Genomic DNA, 18,541 nt, shown 5'->3' on the forward strand with positions numbered 1-18,541 from the left:
AAGGCCGTCGAAGTCGCGCTGCACCGAAGTGACGCCCGCAGGCGGCGCGCAATACTGGCGGCATGGCCGAGTCCTCCCGATGGCGGCGGAGACACTCGCCCCGCGAGAACGGCGCCGCCGACTCGAACTCTCGCCGATCCGCCCGATCGATCGTCGGCTTGCTGCTGTTGCGGGTGTTGACGAGCCAAGAATTCGTGATCGCGCTGGTCGTGCTCCTCATCATGCGGACGGTCATCGGCGTCAGTTGGGCAGACCTACGCGGTACCGCGCTCATCTTGGCCATCATCGCCTTGGTGATCCACAGGCGACGCAAGAAGCGCCGGCAGGAGGGTCCCGAGCCCGAATCGGCCCGTCGCTCGCGCCGCGGCACTTCGCGGCCTCGACGCGAACACGACCACGGCGACCTCGACGGCGACTGGAACCCAGACGATCTCGACTCAGACGACTGGGACGCGGACGACGAGTGGAACGAGACCGAAGATCATCGGGACGACGACTGGGACGATCGCACGCACCCACGAGCACGCGGTCGCCGAACACGTCGCCCGGCTTGGTGGGACGATGACGACGACGCAGATTGGGATGACGACGCTGACTGGGACAACGAGTTCAACCGACGGCCGCGACGCAGACGCCGCACAGCTTCCTGGGAGTCCGATTCCTGGGATGACGACGACTACATCTGACCGACGAACTCAGCGTTGCCGGTTCGCGCTCAGGCATCACCCTCGACGGCGGCGCGTACCCGCGGGATGACATTTCGAGCGAGCCGTTCGAGCGACGAGTTGAACAGCGACGGGGCCATGCCGGGCGAGGCGCCCCAGGTGCATACGTCGGTGAAGCCGTACTGCTGAATGAACCCGGTCAACTCAGTGACGCAGTGGTCCTCGTCGCCGACGATCCAGTTCTGGGGAATCGCACCCTTCGACGGGTCGAACGCCGTGAACTCGTCGGGCGTCTCGGCGAAGAACTTGGCGTACACGCCGAGCCGGTAGCGCTCCGCGGCCTTGATGGGATTCCACTCGCGCTCGACGTCGTCGGTGACGAACACCGAGCGGATGATGCCCACCCGGTAGTCGTCGGGGTCGCGCCCGGTCGCCCGCAACTCGTCTTTCCACGGGTCCATCACCACCTCGGGAGCGCCTTGGGGCAGCAGGTGCGTGTCGAAACGGGCAGCCCGCACGGCCGCATTGCTGCTCATCCCTGCAATCCACAGCGGAGGGCCGCCCGGCTGCACCGGCGCCGGGGTCACCAGCAGGTCGTCGAAGCGATGGCGCTTGCCGTGGAAGCTGAACGGCTCGCCCTTCCATGCCAGCCGCAGGATCTGCACCAACTCCTCGGTGAGCGATACCCGGCGGGACTGGGGGATCCCGAAGCCACGGAACTCATGCGCCGCGTAGCCCATGCCGATGCCCAGCTCGATGCGCCCGCCCGAGATGTTGTCGAGAATCGCCAGATCTTCCGCCAGCCGGATCGGATGCGCGAACGGCGCTAGCAAAATGTCGGTGGACATGCGGATTCTCGACGTGCGAGCGGCCACCGCCCCGGCCACCGGCACGAAGTTCGGCAGATGGCCGTCATCGAGGAAGTGGTGCTCGGTGAACCACGCCAGGTCGAACCCCAGTTCATCAGCCATCTCGAGCTGGTCGAGCGCCTGCGCGTACATCTCGGGCAGTGACACATCGCTGCCGGGCGGGCTCCGCAGATCGTGGACGACCCCGAAGCGCAGTGATTGAGCCATGGCCGGAGACTACGACGGCGTCGCAGAGCCAGGCCGAGGGCCCACGCGCCGCGCTGCCCGAAAATTTCCTAAGACGCGTTCGACTATGGTGAAGCGCAAGGGTTGGGGCGTTCATCAAAGCGATCCGAAACCGGGTCGCAACCGCCGGTTCGCCCGCAACCGCCGGCCCCGGCAGGGCCTCGATAACGGGGGATTTCTCATGGCAGAGGGAACGACGAACGGCACAGCCAACGGTTCGCACAGCGCGGGGCCGTCGGCTGCTGACATGCCCGACTACGAGGTCATCATCATCGGCGCGGGCGTGGCCGGCATCTACCAGATGTACCGGCTGGCCGAGCGCGGCGTCCATGCGACCGTGCTCGAGATGGGCAGCGATCTCGGCGGCACCTGGTTCTGGAACCGCTACCCCGGCTGCCGCTTCGACTCGGAGAGCTACAGCTACGGCTACTCGTTCTCCGACGAGCTGCTCGAAGAATGGCACTGGAAGGAACATTTCTCGGGCCAGCCCGAGAACCTGCGCTACCTCAACTACGTCGCAGACAAGTTCGACCTGCGCAAGTACATGCAGTTCAACTGCACCGTCGAGACGGCGCACTTCGACGACGATGCGGGCGTCTGGCGCCTGCACCTGGGCGACGGCCGCGACCTGAGCTGCCGCTTCCTGCTGACCGCCCTCGGCCTGCTGTCGGCACCCACCTATCCCCGCATCGAGGGCGTCAACGCCGACGGCACCGACGTGTTCGAGGGCCCGTCGTTCCACACCTACCACTGGCCTGCCGATCCGGTCGAGATCAAGGGCAAGCGGGTGGCGGTCATCGGCACCGGCGCCACCGGCGTGCAGGCCATTGCGGCCATCGGCGAGCAGGCCGATCACCTCACGGTCTTCCAGCGGCGGCCGAACTGGTGCGCCCCGCTGCACAACAGTGAGATCTCCGACGAAGAGATGGCCGGCATCCGCGCCCGCTACGACGAGATCTTCGACACGTGCGCCCGTACGCCCGGCGGCTTCGTGCACGAGCCCGACCGCCGCGGCTTCTGGAACGTCGCGCCCGAAGAGCGCCGCGCCATGTGGGAGAAGCTGTACGGCGAGCCGGGCTTCGGCATCTGGATGGCCAACTTCCGCGAGATCTTCTTCGACGAGGAGGCCAATGCCGAGCTGTCGTCATTCATCGCCGACAAGATCCGCGAGCGGGTCGACGACCCGATCGTCGCTGACAAGCTGATCCCCAAGGACCACGGCTTCGGCGTGCAGCGAGTGCCGCTCGAGACGCGCTACTACGAGACCTACAACCGCCCGAACGTGGATCTGGTGGACATTCAGGACACACCGATCACCAGCATCACGCCGACTGGCATCCAGACCTCCGACCGGCACTACGAGTTCGATCTGATCGTCTACGCCACCGGCTTCGATGCCATCACCGGCGCTTTCGACCGGATCGACTTCCGAGGCTCGGGCGGTGTGAAGCTGCGAGACAAATGGCGGGACGGGCCGGTCACCTACATCGGCCTGATGGTGAACGGCTTCCCGAACCTCATGACCATCGCCGGGCCCCAGAGCGGCTCAGCGTCTACCAACTACCCGCGCGGCATCGAGATCGGCGTCGACTGGGTGACCGGCATGCTCGACTTCGTCTGGGAGCACGACTACACCCGCTTCGAGGCCGACCCCGACGCCGAGCGGGAGTGGACCAACCACGTGATCGAGATGTACAGCATGATGCTGATGCGCAAGGCGCAGGGCTGGTTCACCGGTTACAACTCGAATGTGGACGGCCACGAGAAGGGCACCATCCGCTACCTCGTGTACAACGGCGGCGCTCCGAAGTACAAGCGTCGGATCGACGAGATCGCTGACCACGACTACGAGGGCGTGTCGTTCGCCACCGAGCGCACGGCCGTCGGCGTCGGCTGAACCGAAGCAGCACTGACTACTCTCCGGCAGTCGCGAACTGGGGTCTCGGCTCGGTTCCGTTTCGCTGCCTGATCGTCAGGCGGCACCGCTTTCGGAGGTCGCCCGCCCATGAGCATGCTCGGCACTCGCGTCGAACGGAAGGAAGACCCCGAACTTCTCACCATCGGCGGCACATACGTCGATGATGTCGAATGCGAGGGCGCGCTCGTCGCGGTCTTCGTCCGATCGACCATGGCGCACGCGGACATCGCTGCCGTCCACGTGGACAAGGCATGTGAGATGCCCGGCGTGGTGGGGGCCTTCACGGCCGCCGATCTGGGGCTCAGCGCCGATCCGCCCCGTATGCCGATGCTCAACCAGCAGATGCTGCGCTCGCCGCTGGCCACTGGCCGGGTGCGCTATGTGGGCGAGCCGTTCGCCGTGGTCGTCGCCGAGTCGCAGTCTCAAGCGATCGATGCCGCCGAGTTGGTCTATGCCGACTACGAACCGCTCGATCCGCTGCTGGACACTGCCGAGGCTGCACGCAATGACCGGCTGCTGTTCCCGGAGGCCGACACCAACACAGTCTTCGCCATCCCGCCGGGCGAACAGAACGGGCAGGATCCCTTCGACGCCTGCGAGGTGGTCGTGGAGCTGGCGTTCTGCAACCCCCGGATGACTGCGGCGCCCATCGAGCCTCGTACTGCCCTTGCCTCCTGGGACGCGGGTGCGCAGCGGCTCACCTACTGGGCTTGCACCCAATTCCCGCACCAAACCCGCGACACGCTCTCCGCGTTCTGCGGGCTGGAGCCCAGCCAGGTGCACGTCATCACGCCTGACGTCGGCGGGGGCTTCGGCGCCAAGAACGCCCAGTACGTCGAGGATTTCGTGGTGGCTCGCCTCACCTGCCAGCTCGAACGCCCGGTGCGCTGGGCGGAGACACGCTCGGAGGCCATGGTCGGCTTCACGCACGCGCGGGCAATCTCGTACTCGGCACGCCTGGGGGGCACCCGCGACGGCAACGTGACGGCATACGAGGTGGACGCGCTGCAAGACGCCGGCGCCTACCCGATGATCGGGTCGCTGTTGCCCATGTTCGTCCGCACCATGGCGTCGGGCGTGTACGACATCCCGAACGTGGCGGTGTCCACCAACTCGGTCACCACCAACACTGCGCCGGTCGGCGCGTACCGGGGAGCCGGGCGCCCTGAGGCAGCGCTGGCGATCGAGCGGATGATGGACCTGTTCGCGGCCGAGATCGAGATGGACCCTGGCGAGCTGCGCCGACGCAACTTCATCCCGCCCGACGCGTTCCCGTTCACCACGCCGACCGGCGCCGACATGGATTCGGGCGAGTACGCCAAGGCCCTCGACGCCGTGATGGAAGCCGCGGATTATCCCGGCCTGCGGGCCGAACAGGAGCGACGCCGTTCGGAGGGCTCATCGAGGCTGCTCGGGTTGGGCTGGAGCGCGTACGTGGAGATCTCGAACCCGATGGGAGCTCCGGAGTTCGGCAGCGTGGAGGTTCGCGACGACGGATCGGCGCTGGTGCTCACTGGCTCGTCGAACCACGGGCAGGGTCACCACACGGCGTACGCCCAGATCGCTGCGGACCTCACCGGCATCGATTTCGAGATGATCGAGGTGCGCCATGGCGACACCGACGAGATCAAGCGCGGCGGAGGCACCGGCGGCTCCCGCTCGCTCCAGACAGGCGGGGCTGCGGTATTCGAAGCAGCCGAGGCAGTAGTCGAGCAGGCAAAGGAGACCGCCGCCGCGATGCTCGAGGCCGATCCCGCCGACATCGTGCTCGACGCCGACGCAGGCACGTTCGCCGTGGTCGGCACACCCGCCCGGTCGCTCGACTGGGCCCAGGTAGCGGCGCATGCCAGCCAGTCGGAAGGCCCCGGCCTGCAAGCTGAGAGCGACTTCCAGCCGCCCGCGGCCACCTTCCCGTTCGGCGTGCAGCTCTCGGTGGTGGAGGTAGACCGCGACACCGGCCAGGTCACCCCGCTGCGCCATGTGACGTGCGACGACGCCGGCGTCATCGTGAACCCGATGATCGTCGAGGGCCAGGTGCACGGCGGCGTGGCTTCGGGCATCGCTCATGCGCTCGGCGAGGTGTTCGTCTACGACGGCGACGGCAACCCGCTGACCGGCAACTTCATGGATTACGCGATCCCCTCGGCCGCCGAGCTGCCGAGTTTCGAGCGAATCCCCCTGGAGACTCCCACCGACCGCAACCCGCTCGGCGCCAAGGGCATCGGCGAGTCGGGAACCATCGGTGCGACACCGGCCGTCCACAACGCCGTCATCGACGCGCTGGCGCACCTCGGCGTCCGCCACGTCGAACTTCCGTGCACCCCAGAACGGGTCTGGCAGCACCTGCAGCACCCCTGACCTTCGGCATTCCCAGCGGGGCTGCCGCGCCGCTGTCTCAGGATGGGCCAGCAGTGTCGATCCGGCTGGCCAGAACGGCGACGATGGCGAACGCGCCTGCCGCCGCAGAGCCGAGGTAGGCCCACGTAGGGCTGAAGGCGAATACGGGCAACCAGATCACCGCACCGAGCGCATGACCGCCGAATCGGAGCGAGAGCGTGAACGACAGTGCTCCCGCGCGATTGTCGGGTGCCGCAATCGAGGCGAGCGATTGGAAGCTGACCACCACCGACTGCGTTGCAGCGCCAGTGACGAACCAGAGAACGGCCAGCTGCCATGCCGCACCCGCGGCGGGAAGCAGTGCCACCAGGCCTGAGCACACGGCGATGGCGATGGTGGTCGCCCGCCGGCCGCCCAAGCGGTCGAGCGCGATCCCCCACAGGGGCGCCGCTGCCATGCCGGCCAAGCCGCCGGCCAGCAGCAGCACTCCCACCTGCGAACCCGTCAGTCCCACCACATCGCGGCCGCTCAGGCTCACGAGGATCCTGGCCCCGATGGGTCCCATAGCGCACAGCGATGCCGTGGCGGCCACCAGCAGCGTTGGACGTCGCATCAAGGACTGGAATCGAGGCGGGGCATCTGCCTTCCAGCGAGCGTCCGGCTCAGCTTCGCGTGCGCTGGCCGGCAACAACAGTGCAATCACCGCACCGATCGCGGCAGTCGCGACATAGGCGATGCGCCAGTTCGTGTCGGCACCAATCCCGCCCAGCATCGGAGCGGAGAGCTGACCCAGCGCCTGGCACGCCGCGTAACGGCCCACAATGCGACCGATTCCCCCGGTCGGCGCGGTCTCGGTGAGTGTCGCCAGCAGCAGCGGCGTGATGAACGCATTCATGGCGCCCTGGCCTGCACGGGCCGCGAGAAACCACCCGAAGTTCGGCGCCAGGGCATAGCCGAGCGTCGCCACGGCATACAACGCAACGGCAGTACGCAGCGTTCGCGCCCTTCCCCACTGATCGCCGAGCGTGCCCGACACCAGCAGCAGACCGGCAAATGGCACCAAGTAGACGTTGAGCGCCCAGCCGATCTGGCTGGTGCTGACGGAAAACGTGTCGCGCAGCTCGGGGATCATCGGCAGCATCACGAACGTGCCGAGCGGGCCCATCATCCCGCCGAGATAGAGCAGCACCCGGCGCCACTCGCCGTTCACCGCCGTCCCCCCATAAGCCCCCGCACGCTACTTCGCGGTCGTCGGAGGGGTCCGGGCGATAGCGCTCCAGCCCAGAGCGCAATCGCTCGCGCCTACCATCGCCGCGCGACGAACGGGGGCAGTCATGGCCGAAGCAGCGCCGGTGCCGTCCCGCCGCCCGGCGCCCGTTGTTCCCGAAGCCGGACTGTCCCATGTTCGGGTGCTGGAGCTTGCCGGCAGCGTGGGAGTTGCCTGGGCGGCGAAGCTCTTCGCCGACCTGGGCGCTGACGTCATACGCATCGAGGACGACTACGACCTGGTCAGGTCGCGGCCCCACGATGTCCACCGATGGCTGAACTCCAACAAGCGCTCCGCTTGGTCAGTGAGCGACGAGCTGATCGCCGGTGCCGACCTGGTGATTCACGATCGTCGTGACTTGGCCGATCTGACACAGCAGCACAGCCGGCTTGTTGTGCTGTCCATCACCCCGTTCGGGCTCACGGGGCCCTACGCGCACTACGACGCGGCCGAGATCAATGTCATCCACGGGTCGAGCTGGGGAAATCTGTCACCCGGGGGCGCCGCCGATCCCGACCTGCCACCGCTGAAGGCACCGGGGCATCACGCCAACATCAACGTGGCCTCGGTGGCCGCGATCGTGGCCCTCGCGGCAACCGAACGTGCCGTCGTGAGCGGCCACGGTGAGCACATCGATTTCTCGGCTGTCGCCGCAGCGGCCAAGCTCACCGAGGTCGCTCCGGCGTCGGTCTCGTTCCTGGGCGTGGAGGCCTCGCGGCTGGGCACGCGCACGGTGGTGCCGTGGCGCATTTTCCAGTGTGTCGACGGGCTGCTGCAGCTCATCTGCCCCGAGCAGTCCCAGTGGGAGTCGTTCGTGGAGCTCATGGGCTCTCCCGAGTGGGCATCACTCGACGTGTTCGCCACCGGTCCCGACCGCACCCAGAACTCCGATGTCGTCAACATGTACTTGGCCGAGTGGTTCGCCGAACAGCGGGCCGATGAGATCTACCACGCCGCCCAAGCTGCTCGGATTGCCGTGACGCCGGTGAACACGATGGCCCAGCTCGAAGCCAATGGGCACTTCGCCGAGCGGGGGTTCTTTGCCACGACGCCCGACGGGCTGAAGCTGCCGGGTCCGGGGTTCCAGATCGATCAGCCGTGGTGGAATCTCGCCGCCGAAGCGCCTGACGCAGGGGCTCACGAAGGGGAAAGCTGGCGGCACAGGACGGTTGCCGCTGAGGGCGCCGGAGCCGCCGCGAGCGCCAGCAGCACAACGCCCGCAGCTGCAGGAGGCCGCCCGCTCGAAGGCGTGCGGGTCTGCGATTTCACCTGGATCTGGGCCGGTCCGTTCTGCACGCAGATCTTGGCCCACCTCGGCGCGGACGTCATCAAGCTCGAATCTCCCGATCACCTCTGCATGTTCCGGCGGCTGCCGCTGAGCCCGCCCGACAGCCCGCCGTCGCATGACACCTCGGGCCTGTTTCAGCTCTACAACAGCGACAAGCGCAGCGTCGGCATCGACCTGTCCCATCCGGATGCTGTGGAGGTGGTCGCACGGCTGGTCGCCATCAGCGACGTGGTGGTCGACAACTTCGGCGTCGGCGTCATGGATCGACTCGGGTTCGGCGTCGAGCAACTGCGTGCGATAAACCCGGATGTCGTCATCGCCTCGCTGTCCGGGTACGGAAGCACGGGCCCCTGCGCGCAGTATGTGGCGTACGGACCTGCCGGCGGGGCATTCGCCGGCCTGTACGCCTCCAACGGCTACGAAGGCGGTCCGGCGTACGAGACCGGCGTGGCCATCGGCGATCCGTGCACAGGAATCACCGCCGCGTGGGCGGTGGTGGCATCGCTCGCTGCTCGACGTCGCAGCGGCATCGCCGCCACCATCGATGTCGCGATGGCCGAAGCCGTTGCCGCCACCGTCGGTGAGGGCTGGATGCAGTACCAGCAAAGCGGCCAGTCGCCCGCTCCCATCGGCAACCACGACCCGATCTGGTCGCCCCACAACTGCTACCCGGCCCGCGGAGACGATCAATGGGTCACCATCGCCTGCACCGACGAAGACATGTGGCAGTCGCTGTGCACGGTCATCGACCCCGGCCTCGCGACCCGGCCGGAGTTCGCCGGCGCCGCGAATCGCAAGCGGAACGAGACAGAACTCGATGCCGCAATCTCGGCGTGGACGCAGACGCGGGACCGCTGGCAGATCACCGAGGAGCTGCAGGCGGTCGGCGTCACCGCCTTTCCCTCGCTGGCATCGCACGAGCTGTGGACCGGCGACCCCCACTTCGAAGCCATCGGCATGCTCGAGCGGCCTCACCATCCACGCACCGGCGAGCGGGTGGTGCCCGGTGTCCCCTGGCGCTTGAGCGACGGCCCCAACGGGCTGCGACGCCCGGCGCCGCTGCTCGGCCAGCACACCGTCGAGGTTCTGACCGATGTCTTGGGATACGCGCCCGATGCGGTGGACGACCTGATCGCCCGGGGAGTCGTTCAGGAACCCGCCACGGCTCACACCGATTGAGCGCGCGCAGGTGGCGTACTGGCGCGGCGCCTCAGGCGCTGGCGGCAGCCTGCACGGTGGTGGTGACTTCCGGTGTCAGGTCGAGATCGTGGAAGTTCTGGAGCCGCTCGATGGTCTCGGCGTAGCGCTCGCGCTTTGCGGCCTCCCGCCCGGGGGCACGCTCGGCGAACTCGGGCATGACCTCGCGGGCAAACAGCTCCATTGACTCGCAGATGTCCTCGTGGCGATTGCGGCCCGCCTGGCTCACGAAGATCAGCTCGTCGACACCAGCGTCCTCGTACGCCCGCACGAACTCGCGGATCTGGTCGGGCGTGCCGATGCAGCCGCGCAGCGAGTCGAGGCCGCCAGCCGACACCAGGTTCTCCGCGCCCTCCGAGCCGACGGCCGCCTGCACGGTGGCGGTCAGCTTCGCAAAGCCCATCTCCTCGCGGTTCTCCTCGAACTGGGTCCAGATGTCGGTGGCGCCCGGCGTGTGGGTGCCGAACGCGTAGTAGTGCAGCAGCGAGTAGGCGAAGAAGTGGAAGCCGTCGAGGCCCCGGTCGATCGCCGTCTGCTCATCGGGGTGGCACATGAAGCCCGTCGTCACCGCGATGTTGGGGTTCGGCGCGAGGCCCGCCGGGTCGGTGCAGGCCTCGAAGGCCTCGTAGTAGTCCGACACCCACTGGCGGGCCTCGTCAGGATCGATGAACGAGAAGCTCAGCGCGCCGAGGCCTCGCTGGCCCGCCATCAGGATCGTGTCGCGCTGGCTGCACGCCACCCACATCGGCGGGTGCGGGCGTTGCAACGGCTTAGGCACCACGTTGCGCGCCGGCATCGAGAAGAACTTGCCGGTGTGCCCCTCGTACGGCGACTGCGCCATCATCTTGGCGATCTCGGGGACGGCCTCTTCCCACATGGCCCGCTTGTCGGCCCGCTCGATCTCGAAGCCACCAAGCTCCATGTCGCTCGACGTCTCGCCGGTGCCGAACTCGACCCGGCCGTTCGAGATGATGTCGAGCGTGCCGATGCGCTCAGCCACCCGAGCCGGGTGGTTGTAGCCCGGCAGCACCGGCACGATGCCGTGCCCGATGCGGATGTTCTGGGTGGTTGCGGCGCATGCCGACAGGAACACCTCGGGTGCCGAGGAGTGCGAATACTCCTCCAGGAAGTGGTGCTCCACTTCCCACACGGTGCTGAAGCCCAGCTTGTCGGCGAGCTGCACCTGTTCGAGTGCCTCGTGCACGATGCGAGCCTCGGCCCCGTCGTCCCACGGGCGCGGCAGTTGGTGTTCGTAGAAGATGCTGAAGCGCATGCCGGTTCCCTTCGAGCGGCGATGAGCGGCTCGTAGTGTGCCGTAACTGGCGCGACTCGGCGCGCCCGCCAGTGAGCAGCAGCGGGCTCGTTGCGTTCAGTCCGCCGCGGCGATGCTGGCAAAGGCGGCATCCACGATGCGACCGCCCCGCGGGTCGCCGGTGATGGCGGCATCCATCCGATTCATCACGTAGGCCACCGAGGTGCGCACGTCGAAGTCGACGACGGCGATGGATCCGCCCCAGCCACCCCAGTACATGTGGTTCGGATTCGGGCTGGTCACCCAGCCGTCGAGCTGGCGGGCGAATCCCAGGCCGTGCCGCAGTCGAAGCATCAGCACCTCGTCGATGTTGTCGACCTGCTCTTCGAGGCCCTTGCGCGCCCCGGCCTCGGACATGATCCGAACGCCGTCCACTTCTCCGCCGCAGGCCAGCATCGAGTGCACCCGCGCAACCGCGCGGGCATTGCCGATCCCGCCCGCCGCCGGGATTTCGGCTGCTCGCCACGCACGCGTCCGGGGCTCGGTGGCGTCAAGCGAGCAGCTCGCCAAGGTGCGCACGGCAATCGAATCAGGGTCGATCGGCACCCCGCTCGCTTCGAGCACCTCCAGCAGGGACGGGGGCGGAAGCAGCTCGCCGACTCGGTGGTCTTCGGATTCGGGCAGGCTCATCCAGAAGTCGGCACCGAGCGGCTCGGCGATTTCGGTGCGGAACCATTCCGCCATGCGCTTGCCGGTGATGCGGTAGAGAATCTCGCCCTCGAGGTTGCCCTGGGTGACGGCGTGGTAACCCGACTTGGTTCCTGGCTCCCACCACAGTTCCTGGGCAGCGAGCTGTTCGGCGATCGCGTCGAGGTCGTACAGATCCTCGGCCGAAACCGGCGGCACAAACCCGGGCAGGCCCGCCGTGTGCGACATGACGTGCCGCACCAGCACGCCCTCCTTGCCGTTCTGTGCGAACTCGGGCCAGTACTCGCACACCGGCGCATCGAAATCCAGCTCGCCCCGATCAGCCAAGGCGAGCATGCACGTCGCCGCCATGGTCTTGGTGGTGGAGTACACGTTCACGATCGTGTCCCGGTCCCACGGGGTGCCGTTCGTGTCGGCGTCTCCGGCCCAGATGTCCACGACAGACTCGCCGTCGACGGTCACCGCCGCCGCTGCACCAACTTCGAGGCCTTCGCCAAAGTTCCGCTCGAAGGCGTCGCGGACTGCCTCGAATCCCTCCTTGCACGTGCCGTGTATCTCCATGCCGCCTCCCGAATCACGGTTGCCCTGCACCCTGCAGGCCCGTCTGGCGCACAGCATGGCAGCGTCAATCGCCGAGCACTCCCCACGCCTAGCTTGGTTCCGAGGTACACGCATGAACAACACCGACACCCAGACACCGGTCGACACACTCGGGCCAGCCACGACTCCTGCGCTCAACGTGCGGAACCTCGTGGCCGGTTGGAGCGGCGTGCCCGCCGTGCGTGACCTGTCGCTGCATGTCCACCCCGGCGAGGTGGTGGCACTGCTGGGACCGAACGGTGCCGGCAAGACGACCACGCTGCTGACCATCGCAGGAATCCTGCGGCCGATCGACGGCGAGATCGATGTGCTCGGCGAGCCGCTCGACGGTGCCAGCGCTCACCAAGTGGCGCGCCGGGGCGCTGCCTTGCTGCCCGAGGACCGCGGCATCTTCTTCCAGCTCTCGGTGGCTGAGAACCTGCGCCTGCACCGGCACCGTCGCAGCGAGGTGACCGAAGCGGACATCATCGGCTGGTTCCCGGCGCTCGACACGCTCCTAGACCGCCGCGCCGGTCTGCTGTCGGGCGGCGAGCAGCAGATGCTGGCGCTGGGCTGCAAGCTCATCGCTGATCCGAAGCTCCTGATGGTCGACGAGATGAGCCTCGGGCTGGCGCCGATCATCGTGGAGCGCCTGCTGCCGGTGGTACGGCGCATCGCCGACGAGACCGGCACCGCCGTGCTGCTGGTGGAACAGCACGTGCATGCCGCACTCGCGATCACCGACAGGGCGTATGTCCTCAATCACGGCGAGCTGGCGCTGTCGGGCACTGCGGACGAGTTGGCGCAGCGACCCGAGGTGCTCGAAGCCAGCTACCTCGGGGAGCGCACCCTCGACCACGAGTAGCGTCTGAGGCTCCATGAGACATCTACATGCACGATCATTGGCGCTGCTCGTTGCGTTCTGTCTTCTGGCAGCTGCGTGCGGCGGTTCAGACGGCACTGGCGACGACGCCCCGACCACCACGGCTTCGAGCGGCGCCGCCACGGACACCGGCACAGCGACCGATGACACGACCGCCGACGGCGCTGGCGGCGTCGCAGCGGGAGGCGACGACGCGTCGGGCGATGCGGCGCCGATCGACCGCACCGGCGAGGTCATCCGGGTCGGCTACGTCAACAACGAGGGCGGCAACATCTCGCTGCCGGAGCTGCGCATCGGCGGCGAGGTGGCCATCGAGGTGATCAACGACGCTGGCGGGATCCACGGCGCCATGATCGAGCCGGTCGTCTGCCTCTCCGACGGCACGCCCGAGAGCGCCATCAACTGCGCGATCAAGCTGATCGAAGAAGACGTCGACATGGCCTACATGGGCGTCGAGCTGGGCTCCGAAGCGGCGTTCGGGCTGTGGCTCGACGCCGGCATCCCCTACGTCTCGTCCCACTCGTGGGGCCAAACCGAGAGGAACAGTCCCGGCTCCTTCCTGCTCCACGTGGCAACCGGGGCATTCGCCGTGGGACCCGCCAAGACCTTCTCCGAACTCGGCATCGACCACATCGCAGTCGTCGTCCAGGACTCCTCCACCGCCCTCGACTTCATGGACAACATCATCGCCCCGGTGCTCGAGCACTACGGCATCGAGATGGAGCGCGTCGTGGTCGACATCGCGGCGCCCGATTGGACCGCCGCCATCGCGGCGGCGCAGTCCGCCGGTGTCGAGGGAATGATGGGCCAGCTTGACGAGTTCGGCTGCATCGGCATGGTCGGATCGGCCGCCGCGAGCGGCTTCGACAAGCCGATCTTCGCCGGGTCCTGCACGCTGTACATCGGCGTGCTCGGGTCTGCCGCCATCGGCACCTACACCCAGGGCGACCAGTGGGTCCCGTGGGTTGCCGAGTTTGCGCCGCCCGAGATCCAAGAACGCCTCGCTGAGTACGCCGACCACATGACAGCGGCCGGTCACGAGCAGCTGATCGAGGGCTTCGCCATCGCCCCCTACGGAGCATGGCGCGAGATCAAGTTCATCCTCGAGACCATCGATGGCCCGATCACTTCCGAGTCGATCACCGACGCGTTCACCAACGCCGGCGAGACTCCCGGATGGTTCGGCCCCAACCTGCGCTGCGGTCAAGCACCATGGCCGCCGGAGTCCTCGCACTGCATGTCACACATCATGGTCTGGCAGGTGGTCGAGGCCGACGACGGATCGCTGCGCCGGATCGTGGTCGGCGATGGGCTCTTTGACGCGTACGAGCTGAGCGGGCTCTAGACAACAGCCATTAGCTGTTCTGGACATAGAGGTTGGTAGCAGGGTGATGGGTTGAGCCTCCTGTGCGAACGTGGTGTTGGCGACAACAACACGGACACATCAGGAGGCTCGATGTCTCACGCTAATGCTCGCTTGACGCCCGCTGGGCGGCTGTTGCTGGTCGAACGGATCGAGGCGGGGACGACCCAGGCCGAGGTGGCCCGCCAGATGGGCCTGTCGAGGGGCACGGTCGCGAAGTGGTGGCATAGGTGGTGCTCTGAGGGCGAAGCGGGTCTTCGGGATCGTTCCAGCCGGCCGCACCGTTCCCCCAGGCGCACCGATGCCCGCACCGAGGAGCGGATCTGTCGGCTGCGGCGCTCGACCAAGCGGGGCCCGGCGTATCTATCTGCGCGCACCGGAGTGCCCCCCTCGACGATCTGGCGTGTGCTGCGCCGTCACGGGCTGAACCGGCTCGCCTGGATGGACCGTCCCACCGGGCGGGTGATCCGCCGCTACGAGCGCTGTGCGCCCGGCGAGCTGGTGCACCTCGACGTCAAGAAAATTGGCAAGGTGCCGCCCGGGGGCGGCTGGCGGGTGCACGGCCGCGGGTCGCCCAAGACCAAACGGCGGCGCCGCAAGCGCCGCGGCTACACCTACCTGCACGTCGCTATCGACGACTACAGCCGGGTCGCGTACGTCGAGGCGCTCGATGACGAACGAGCCGACACGCTGGTGGGGTTCTGGCGGCGCGCCCAGGACTGGTTCTGGGCGAACAACATGGCCGTCGACGAGGTCCTCACCGACAACGGCCCGAACTTCACCTCCGCCAAGTTCGCCGAGCTGCTCGCCGAACGGCGGATCAAGCACCGCCGCACCCGGCCCTACCGCCCCCAGACCAACGGCAAAGCAGAGCGGTTCAACCGCACCCTGGCCGACGAGTTCCTCTACGCCCGGGTGTTCAGATCAGAATCCGACCGCAGGATCCGCCTGACGCGCTGGGTCCACGACTACAACTGCCACCGACACCACACCGCCGTCGGCGGCCCACCCGCATCACGCGCACACAACCTCACTAGAACCGACAATTAGCCACACAGCCTCCGATCCATCTGCGAGCATCTGCGGATGAGTTGTCGGGCAATCTGAGGCGGATCTGCCGAAGTGGACCAGTACCTGCTCTTCGCGATCATCGGCTTGGGATCGGGCTGCCTCTACGCGGCGCTGTCGATGGGCCTGGTCATCACCTACCGGGGCACCGGCATCATCAACTTCGCCACCGGCGCGATGGCGATGTGGGGGGCGTACGTCTACGACGAGCTCAGCGACACCGGCGATCTCGTGCTGCCGCTGGTGCTCATCCGCAGCCGCATCAGCCTCGGAGGCAGCTCGGGCAGCGTGCCCTTCGGGGTGGCCATCGTCCTCGCCGTGCTGTCGTGCAGCCTCGTCGGGCTGTTGGTGCACTTCTTGGTCTTCCGGCCGCTCCGACGAGCCCCGATCCTGGCTCGCGTGGTCGCGTCGGTGGGCGTGCTGCTGATCATCCAAGCCCTGATCGTGATGCACTTCATGAGCTCCGCCCGCGTCGTCGCTCCGATCCTGCCCAACGAGCCAGTGAGCTTCGCCGGGGTCAGCTTCTCTCGCGATCGCCTCTGGCTCACTGCCGTCGTGCTGCTGACCGCCGCCGCGGCATGGGCATGGTTCCGCTTCACGCGCTTGGGGCTCGCCACGCGGGCCTCTACCGAGAATGAACGGGCGGTCAGCCTGGCCCGTTACTCACCGCAGGTGCTGGCCGGTTCAACGTGGGTGCTGTCGAGCACCCTCGTCGGTTTCCTGCTGATCATGGCCTCGCCGGTCGTCTCCCTCAGCCCGTGGACCTACCTCGCGATCGTTCCGGCGCTCGCCGCGGCGGTCATCGGTCGGTTGCTGTCGATCGCCGTCACCGTGGCGGCGGCGTTCGGGCTCGGCATCTTCCAGTCGATCGTCGTGTACCAGACCACCAATCCGTGGTGGCCCGATTGGGCGATCACCGGCATACCCGACGCACTGCCGTTCGGGGTCATCGTGATCGCCCTGTTCGGCTTGGGCCACAACCTGCCGACCCGTGGCGCCGTCGAAGCCGATGCCCTGCCCGAGGTCGTTCGGCCGAAGATGCGGCCGAGCGTGGTCGCATCGGCCGTGGTAGCGGCCGGAGTGCTGACCGCGGTGGCACAGGGCAGCTACCGCATCGGGATCATGACCAGCATGATCATGACGATCGTCATGCTGTCGCTGGTGGTGCTGACCGGCCTCGTCGGCCAGATCTCGCTGGCCCAGGCCGCCATCGCGGGAGCCGCTGGCTTCGCGCTCAGCAAGCTGGGCGATTCGGTTGGCATCCCGTTTCCCATCTCGCTGCTGCTGGCAGCGCTCATGGCCACCGCCTTCGGACTCGTGGTGGGCGTCTCGGCCCTCCGCATCCGCGGTGCGCAGCTCGCGGTCGTCACCTTGGCCGGTGCGGTCGCGCTCGAGGAGTTCGTGTTTCGCAACTCCGCCATCACCGGCCTGTACGGCAATCCCATTACAGGTCCTTCGTTCTTCGGGGCGAACCTCAGCATTCGCGAGGGCAGGAACTTCGCCCGTATGGAATTCGGATTCCTGGTGCTGGCCGTGGTGACCGTGTGCGCCATTGCCGTGGGCAATCTGGCCCGAAGTGCGACAGGGCGCCGTTTCCTGGCCGTTCGTTCCAACGAGCGGGCGGGCGCGTCGGTCGGCATCAATGTCGCGGGCACGAAGATGCTGGCGTTCGCGCTGGCGTCGTTCCTGGCTGGCGTGGGCGGCGCGTTCATCGGCTACAGCCGGGGACAGCTCTCGGCGGAGAGCTTCGCCGTGCTCATCGGCCTGAGCTTCCTGGCGCTGGCCTACCTGTGCGGCATCACGAGCGTGCCCGGCGCAATCATCGCGGGGCTGTTCGCCCCGCTCGGCATCGTCTACATCACCGCAGACCGGATCGCCGAACTGGGCCGGTGGTACCAATTGGTGGCTGGTGTCGCCCTGGTGGCCACTGCGATCTTCTTCCCCGAAGGTGTGGCCGGCGCGTACCGCCAGAATCTCGCACGCCTGCGAGCATTCCGGTCACGCAGGCGGGCCCGGGCAGAGGCGCGCGAACGCAGCGATCTCGGAGCGATGCCCGCCGAGCCCGGCCCCGGGACACCGGGCGAGTCGGTCCGCCTGTCGGAGTATCGGCGCAAGGAGCGCCAGAGGAGCTTCGAGGGCGCACCGGTCGTGCTAGGGGTCGAGGATCTCACGGTGCGCTTCGGCGGGCTGAAGGCACTGGACCAGGTGTCGCTGCGAGTTCGCGAGGGCGAGATCGTGGGATTGATCGGGCCGAACGGCGCCGGCAAGACGACGCTGATCGACGCACTGACTGGTTTCGTGCCGTCCCGTGGGCGTGTGACGTTCTGCGAGGAACGGCTCTCCCGTGAAGCCCCCCATGTGCGCGCCCAGCGGGGGCTGGCGCGCACATGGCAGTCGCTGGAGCTGTTCGGTGACCTGACCGTGCGGGAGAACGTGCAGGTTGCCGCCGAGCGGTCTTCGATGCGCTCGGTGCTCGCCGATCTCGTTGTACCCGAGCGGCCAGCGGACACCTCGCGGGTTGATGCAGCGATGCAAATTGTCGGCTTGGTCGGTGACACCGATACACGACCAGCCAACCTCCCGCTCGGCCGCCAGAAGCTGCTCGGTGTTGCACGCGCGCTGGCGTCGGAACCCCGGGTAATGCTCGCTGACGAGCCGGCCGCAGGGTTGACCACCGCGGAGAGCATCGCGCTGGGCGTGCGGTTGCTGGATGTGGCATCGGAGGGCGTGTCGATCTTGCTGATCGACCACGACATGAATCTCGTGCTCGACATCTGCGACTACATCTATGTGCTCAACTTCGGTCAGATCATCGCGGAGGGCACGTCAGCGGAGATCCGGGCCAACGAGACCGTGGTCGATGCCTATCTGGGTTCGGGCGCTCACACCTGAGCGACGCTGAGCCCGGTTGACGCCTCGAAC

General features: G+C 67.5%; 12 protein-coding genes. 8 read left to right on the plus strand and 4 right to left on the minus strand.

What is annotated here, in order from left to right; all coding sequences use genetic code 11:
- Positions 1 to 62 precede the first annotated feature (62 nt).
- Positions 63 to 686, plus strand: a complete 624-nt coding sequence (locus ACOGI8_RS14765; RefSeq protein ID WP_419854555.1) for a hypothetical protein — start codon at positions 63 to 65, stop codon at positions 684 to 686.
- A 29-nt stretch (positions 687 to 715) separates the two neighbouring features.
- Here ACOGI8_RS14765 and ACOGI8_RS14770 read toward each other — a convergent pair whose 3' ends face one another.
- Positions 716 to 1,741: an LLM class flavin-dependent oxidoreductase gene (locus ACOGI8_RS14770; protein WP_419854556.1), complete on the minus strand. Its 1,026-nt coding sequence runs from the start codon at positions 1,739 to 1,741 to the stop codon at positions 716 to 718.
- A 199-nt stretch (positions 1,742 to 1,940) separates the two neighbouring features.
- Here ACOGI8_RS14770 and ACOGI8_RS14775 point away from each other — a divergent pair, with 199 nt between their 5' ends.
- Complete coding sequence (locus ACOGI8_RS14775) at positions 1,941 to 3,656, plus strand: flavin-containing monooxygenase (protein ID WP_419854557.1); 1,716 nt, start codon at positions 1,941 to 1,943, stop codon at positions 3,654 to 3,656.
- Positions 3,657 to 3,764: 108 nt separating this feature from the next.
- Positions 3,765 to 6,035 carry a xanthine dehydrogenase family protein molybdopterin-binding subunit gene (locus ACOGI8_RS14780; RefSeq protein WP_419854558.1) on the plus strand — a complete coding sequence of 757 codons (2,271 nt, stop codon included), beginning with the start codon at positions 3,765 to 3,767 and terminating at the stop codon, positions 6,033 to 6,035.
- A gap of 37 nt (positions 6,036 to 6,072) precedes the next feature.
- Here ACOGI8_RS14780 and ACOGI8_RS14785 read toward each other — a convergent pair whose 3' ends face one another.
- The gene (locus ACOGI8_RS14785) at positions 6,073 to 7,224 is read right to left on the minus strand and encodes an MFS transporter (RefSeq protein ID WP_419854559.1); all 1,152 of its coding nucleotides are present in this window, start codon (positions 7,222 to 7,224) and stop codon (positions 6,073 to 6,075) included.
- A 124-nt stretch (positions 7,225 to 7,348) separates the two neighbouring features.
- Here ACOGI8_RS14785 and ACOGI8_RS14790 point away from each other — a divergent pair, with 124 nt between their 5' ends.
- Positions 7,349 to 9,748 (plus strand): CoA transferase, encoded by a 2,400-nt coding sequence (locus tag ACOGI8_RS14790; RefSeq protein ID WP_419854560.1) that lies wholly within the window; start codon positions 7,349 to 7,351, stop codon positions 9,746 to 9,748.
- 31 nt (positions 9,749 to 9,779) lie between these two features.
- On the opposite strand, the gene ACOGI8_RS14795 is transcribed toward ACOGI8_RS14790, so the two are convergent.
- Complete coding sequence (locus tag ACOGI8_RS14795) at positions 9,780 to 11,039, minus strand: LLM class flavin-dependent oxidoreductase (protein WP_419854561.1); 1,260 nt, start codon at positions 11,037 to 11,039, stop codon at positions 9,780 to 9,782.
- 96 nt (positions 11,040 to 11,135) lie between these two features.
- Positions 11,136 to 12,287: a serine hydrolase domain-containing protein gene (locus ACOGI8_RS14800; RefSeq protein WP_419854562.1), complete on the minus strand. Its 1,152-nt coding sequence runs from the start codon at positions 12,285 to 12,287 to the stop codon at positions 11,136 to 11,138.
- Positions 12,288 to 12,399: 112 nt separating this feature from the next.
- On the opposite strand from ACOGI8_RS14800, the gene ACOGI8_RS14805 reads away from it, so the two are divergent.
- The 4 genes from ACOGI8_RS14805 (at position 12,400) to ACOGI8_RS14820 (ending at position 18,511) form a co-directional block, all read left to right on the plus strand.
- Positions 12,400 to 13,170, plus strand: a complete 771-nt coding sequence (locus tag ACOGI8_RS14805) for an ABC transporter ATP-binding protein (protein WP_419854563.1) — start codon at positions 12,400 to 12,402, stop codon at positions 13,168 to 13,170.
- Positions 13,171 to 13,183: 13 nt separating this feature from the next.
- Positions 13,184 to 14,533, plus strand: a complete 1,350-nt coding sequence (locus ACOGI8_RS14810) for an ABC transporter substrate-binding protein (RefSeq protein WP_419854564.1) — start codon at positions 13,184 to 13,186, stop codon at positions 14,531 to 14,533.
- A gap of 111 nt (positions 14,534 to 14,644) precedes the next feature.
- Positions 14,645 to 15,601, plus strand: a complete 957-nt coding sequence (locus tag ACOGI8_RS14815; RefSeq protein WP_419854565.1) for an IS481 family transposase — start codon at positions 14,645 to 14,647, stop codon at positions 15,599 to 15,601.
- A 72-nt stretch (positions 15,602 to 15,673) separates the two neighbouring features.
- Positions 15,674 to 18,511 (plus strand): ABC transporter permease subunit, encoded by a 2,838-nt coding sequence (locus tag ACOGI8_RS14820; RefSeq protein ID WP_419854566.1) that lies wholly within the window; start codon positions 15,674 to 15,676, stop codon positions 18,509 to 18,511.
- The last annotated feature ends 30 nt before the right edge of the window (positions 18,512 to 18,541 follow it).

Origin of the sequence: Candidatus Poriferisodalis sp. (assembly GCF_965204195.1) — a bacterium.
Taxonomy (GTDB): Bacteria; Actinomycetota; Acidimicrobiia; order Acidimicrobiales; family Poriferisodalaceae; genus Poriferisodalis.

Excerpts from the sequence above, each read along its gene's own strand:
- ACOGI8_RS14765 (WP_419854555.1), top strand. The coding sequence starts at position 63 with ATGGCCGAGTCCTCCCGATGGCGGCGGAGACACTCGCCCCGCGAGAAC.
- ACOGI8_RS14770 (WP_419854556.1), bottom strand. The coding sequence starts at position 1,741 with ATGGCTCAATCACTGCGCTTCGGGGTCGTCCACGATCTGCGGAGCCCG.
- ACOGI8_RS14775 (WP_419854557.1), top strand. The coding sequence starts at position 1,941 with ATGGCAGAGGGAACGACGAACGGCACAGCCAACGGTTCGCACAGCGCG.
- ACOGI8_RS14780 (WP_419854558.1), top strand. The coding sequence starts at position 3,765 with ATGAGCATGCTCGGCACTCGCGTCGAACGGAAGGAAGACCCCGAACTT.
- ACOGI8_RS14790 (WP_419854560.1), top strand. The coding sequence starts at position 7,349 with ATGGCCGAAGCAGCGCCGGTGCCGTCCCGCCGCCCGGCGCCCGTTGTT.
- ACOGI8_RS14795 (WP_419854561.1), bottom strand. The coding sequence starts at position 11,039 with ATGCGCTTCAGCATCTTCTACGAACACCAACTGCCGCGCCCGTGGGAC.
- ACOGI8_RS14800 (WP_419854562.1), bottom strand. The coding sequence starts at position 12,287 with ATGGAGATACACGGCACGTGCAAGGAGGGATTCGAGGCAGTCCGCGAC.
- ACOGI8_RS14805 (WP_419854563.1), top strand. The coding sequence starts at position 12,400 with ATGAACAACACCGACACCCAGACACCGGTCGACACACTCGGGCCAGCC.
- ACOGI8_RS14810 (WP_419854564.1), top strand. The coding sequence starts at position 13,184 with ATGAGACATCTACATGCACGATCATTGGCGCTGCTCGTTGCGTTCTGT.
- ACOGI8_RS14815 (WP_419854565.1), top strand. The coding sequence starts at position 14,645 with ATGTCTCACGCTAATGCTCGCTTGACGCCCGCTGGGCGGCTGTTGCTG.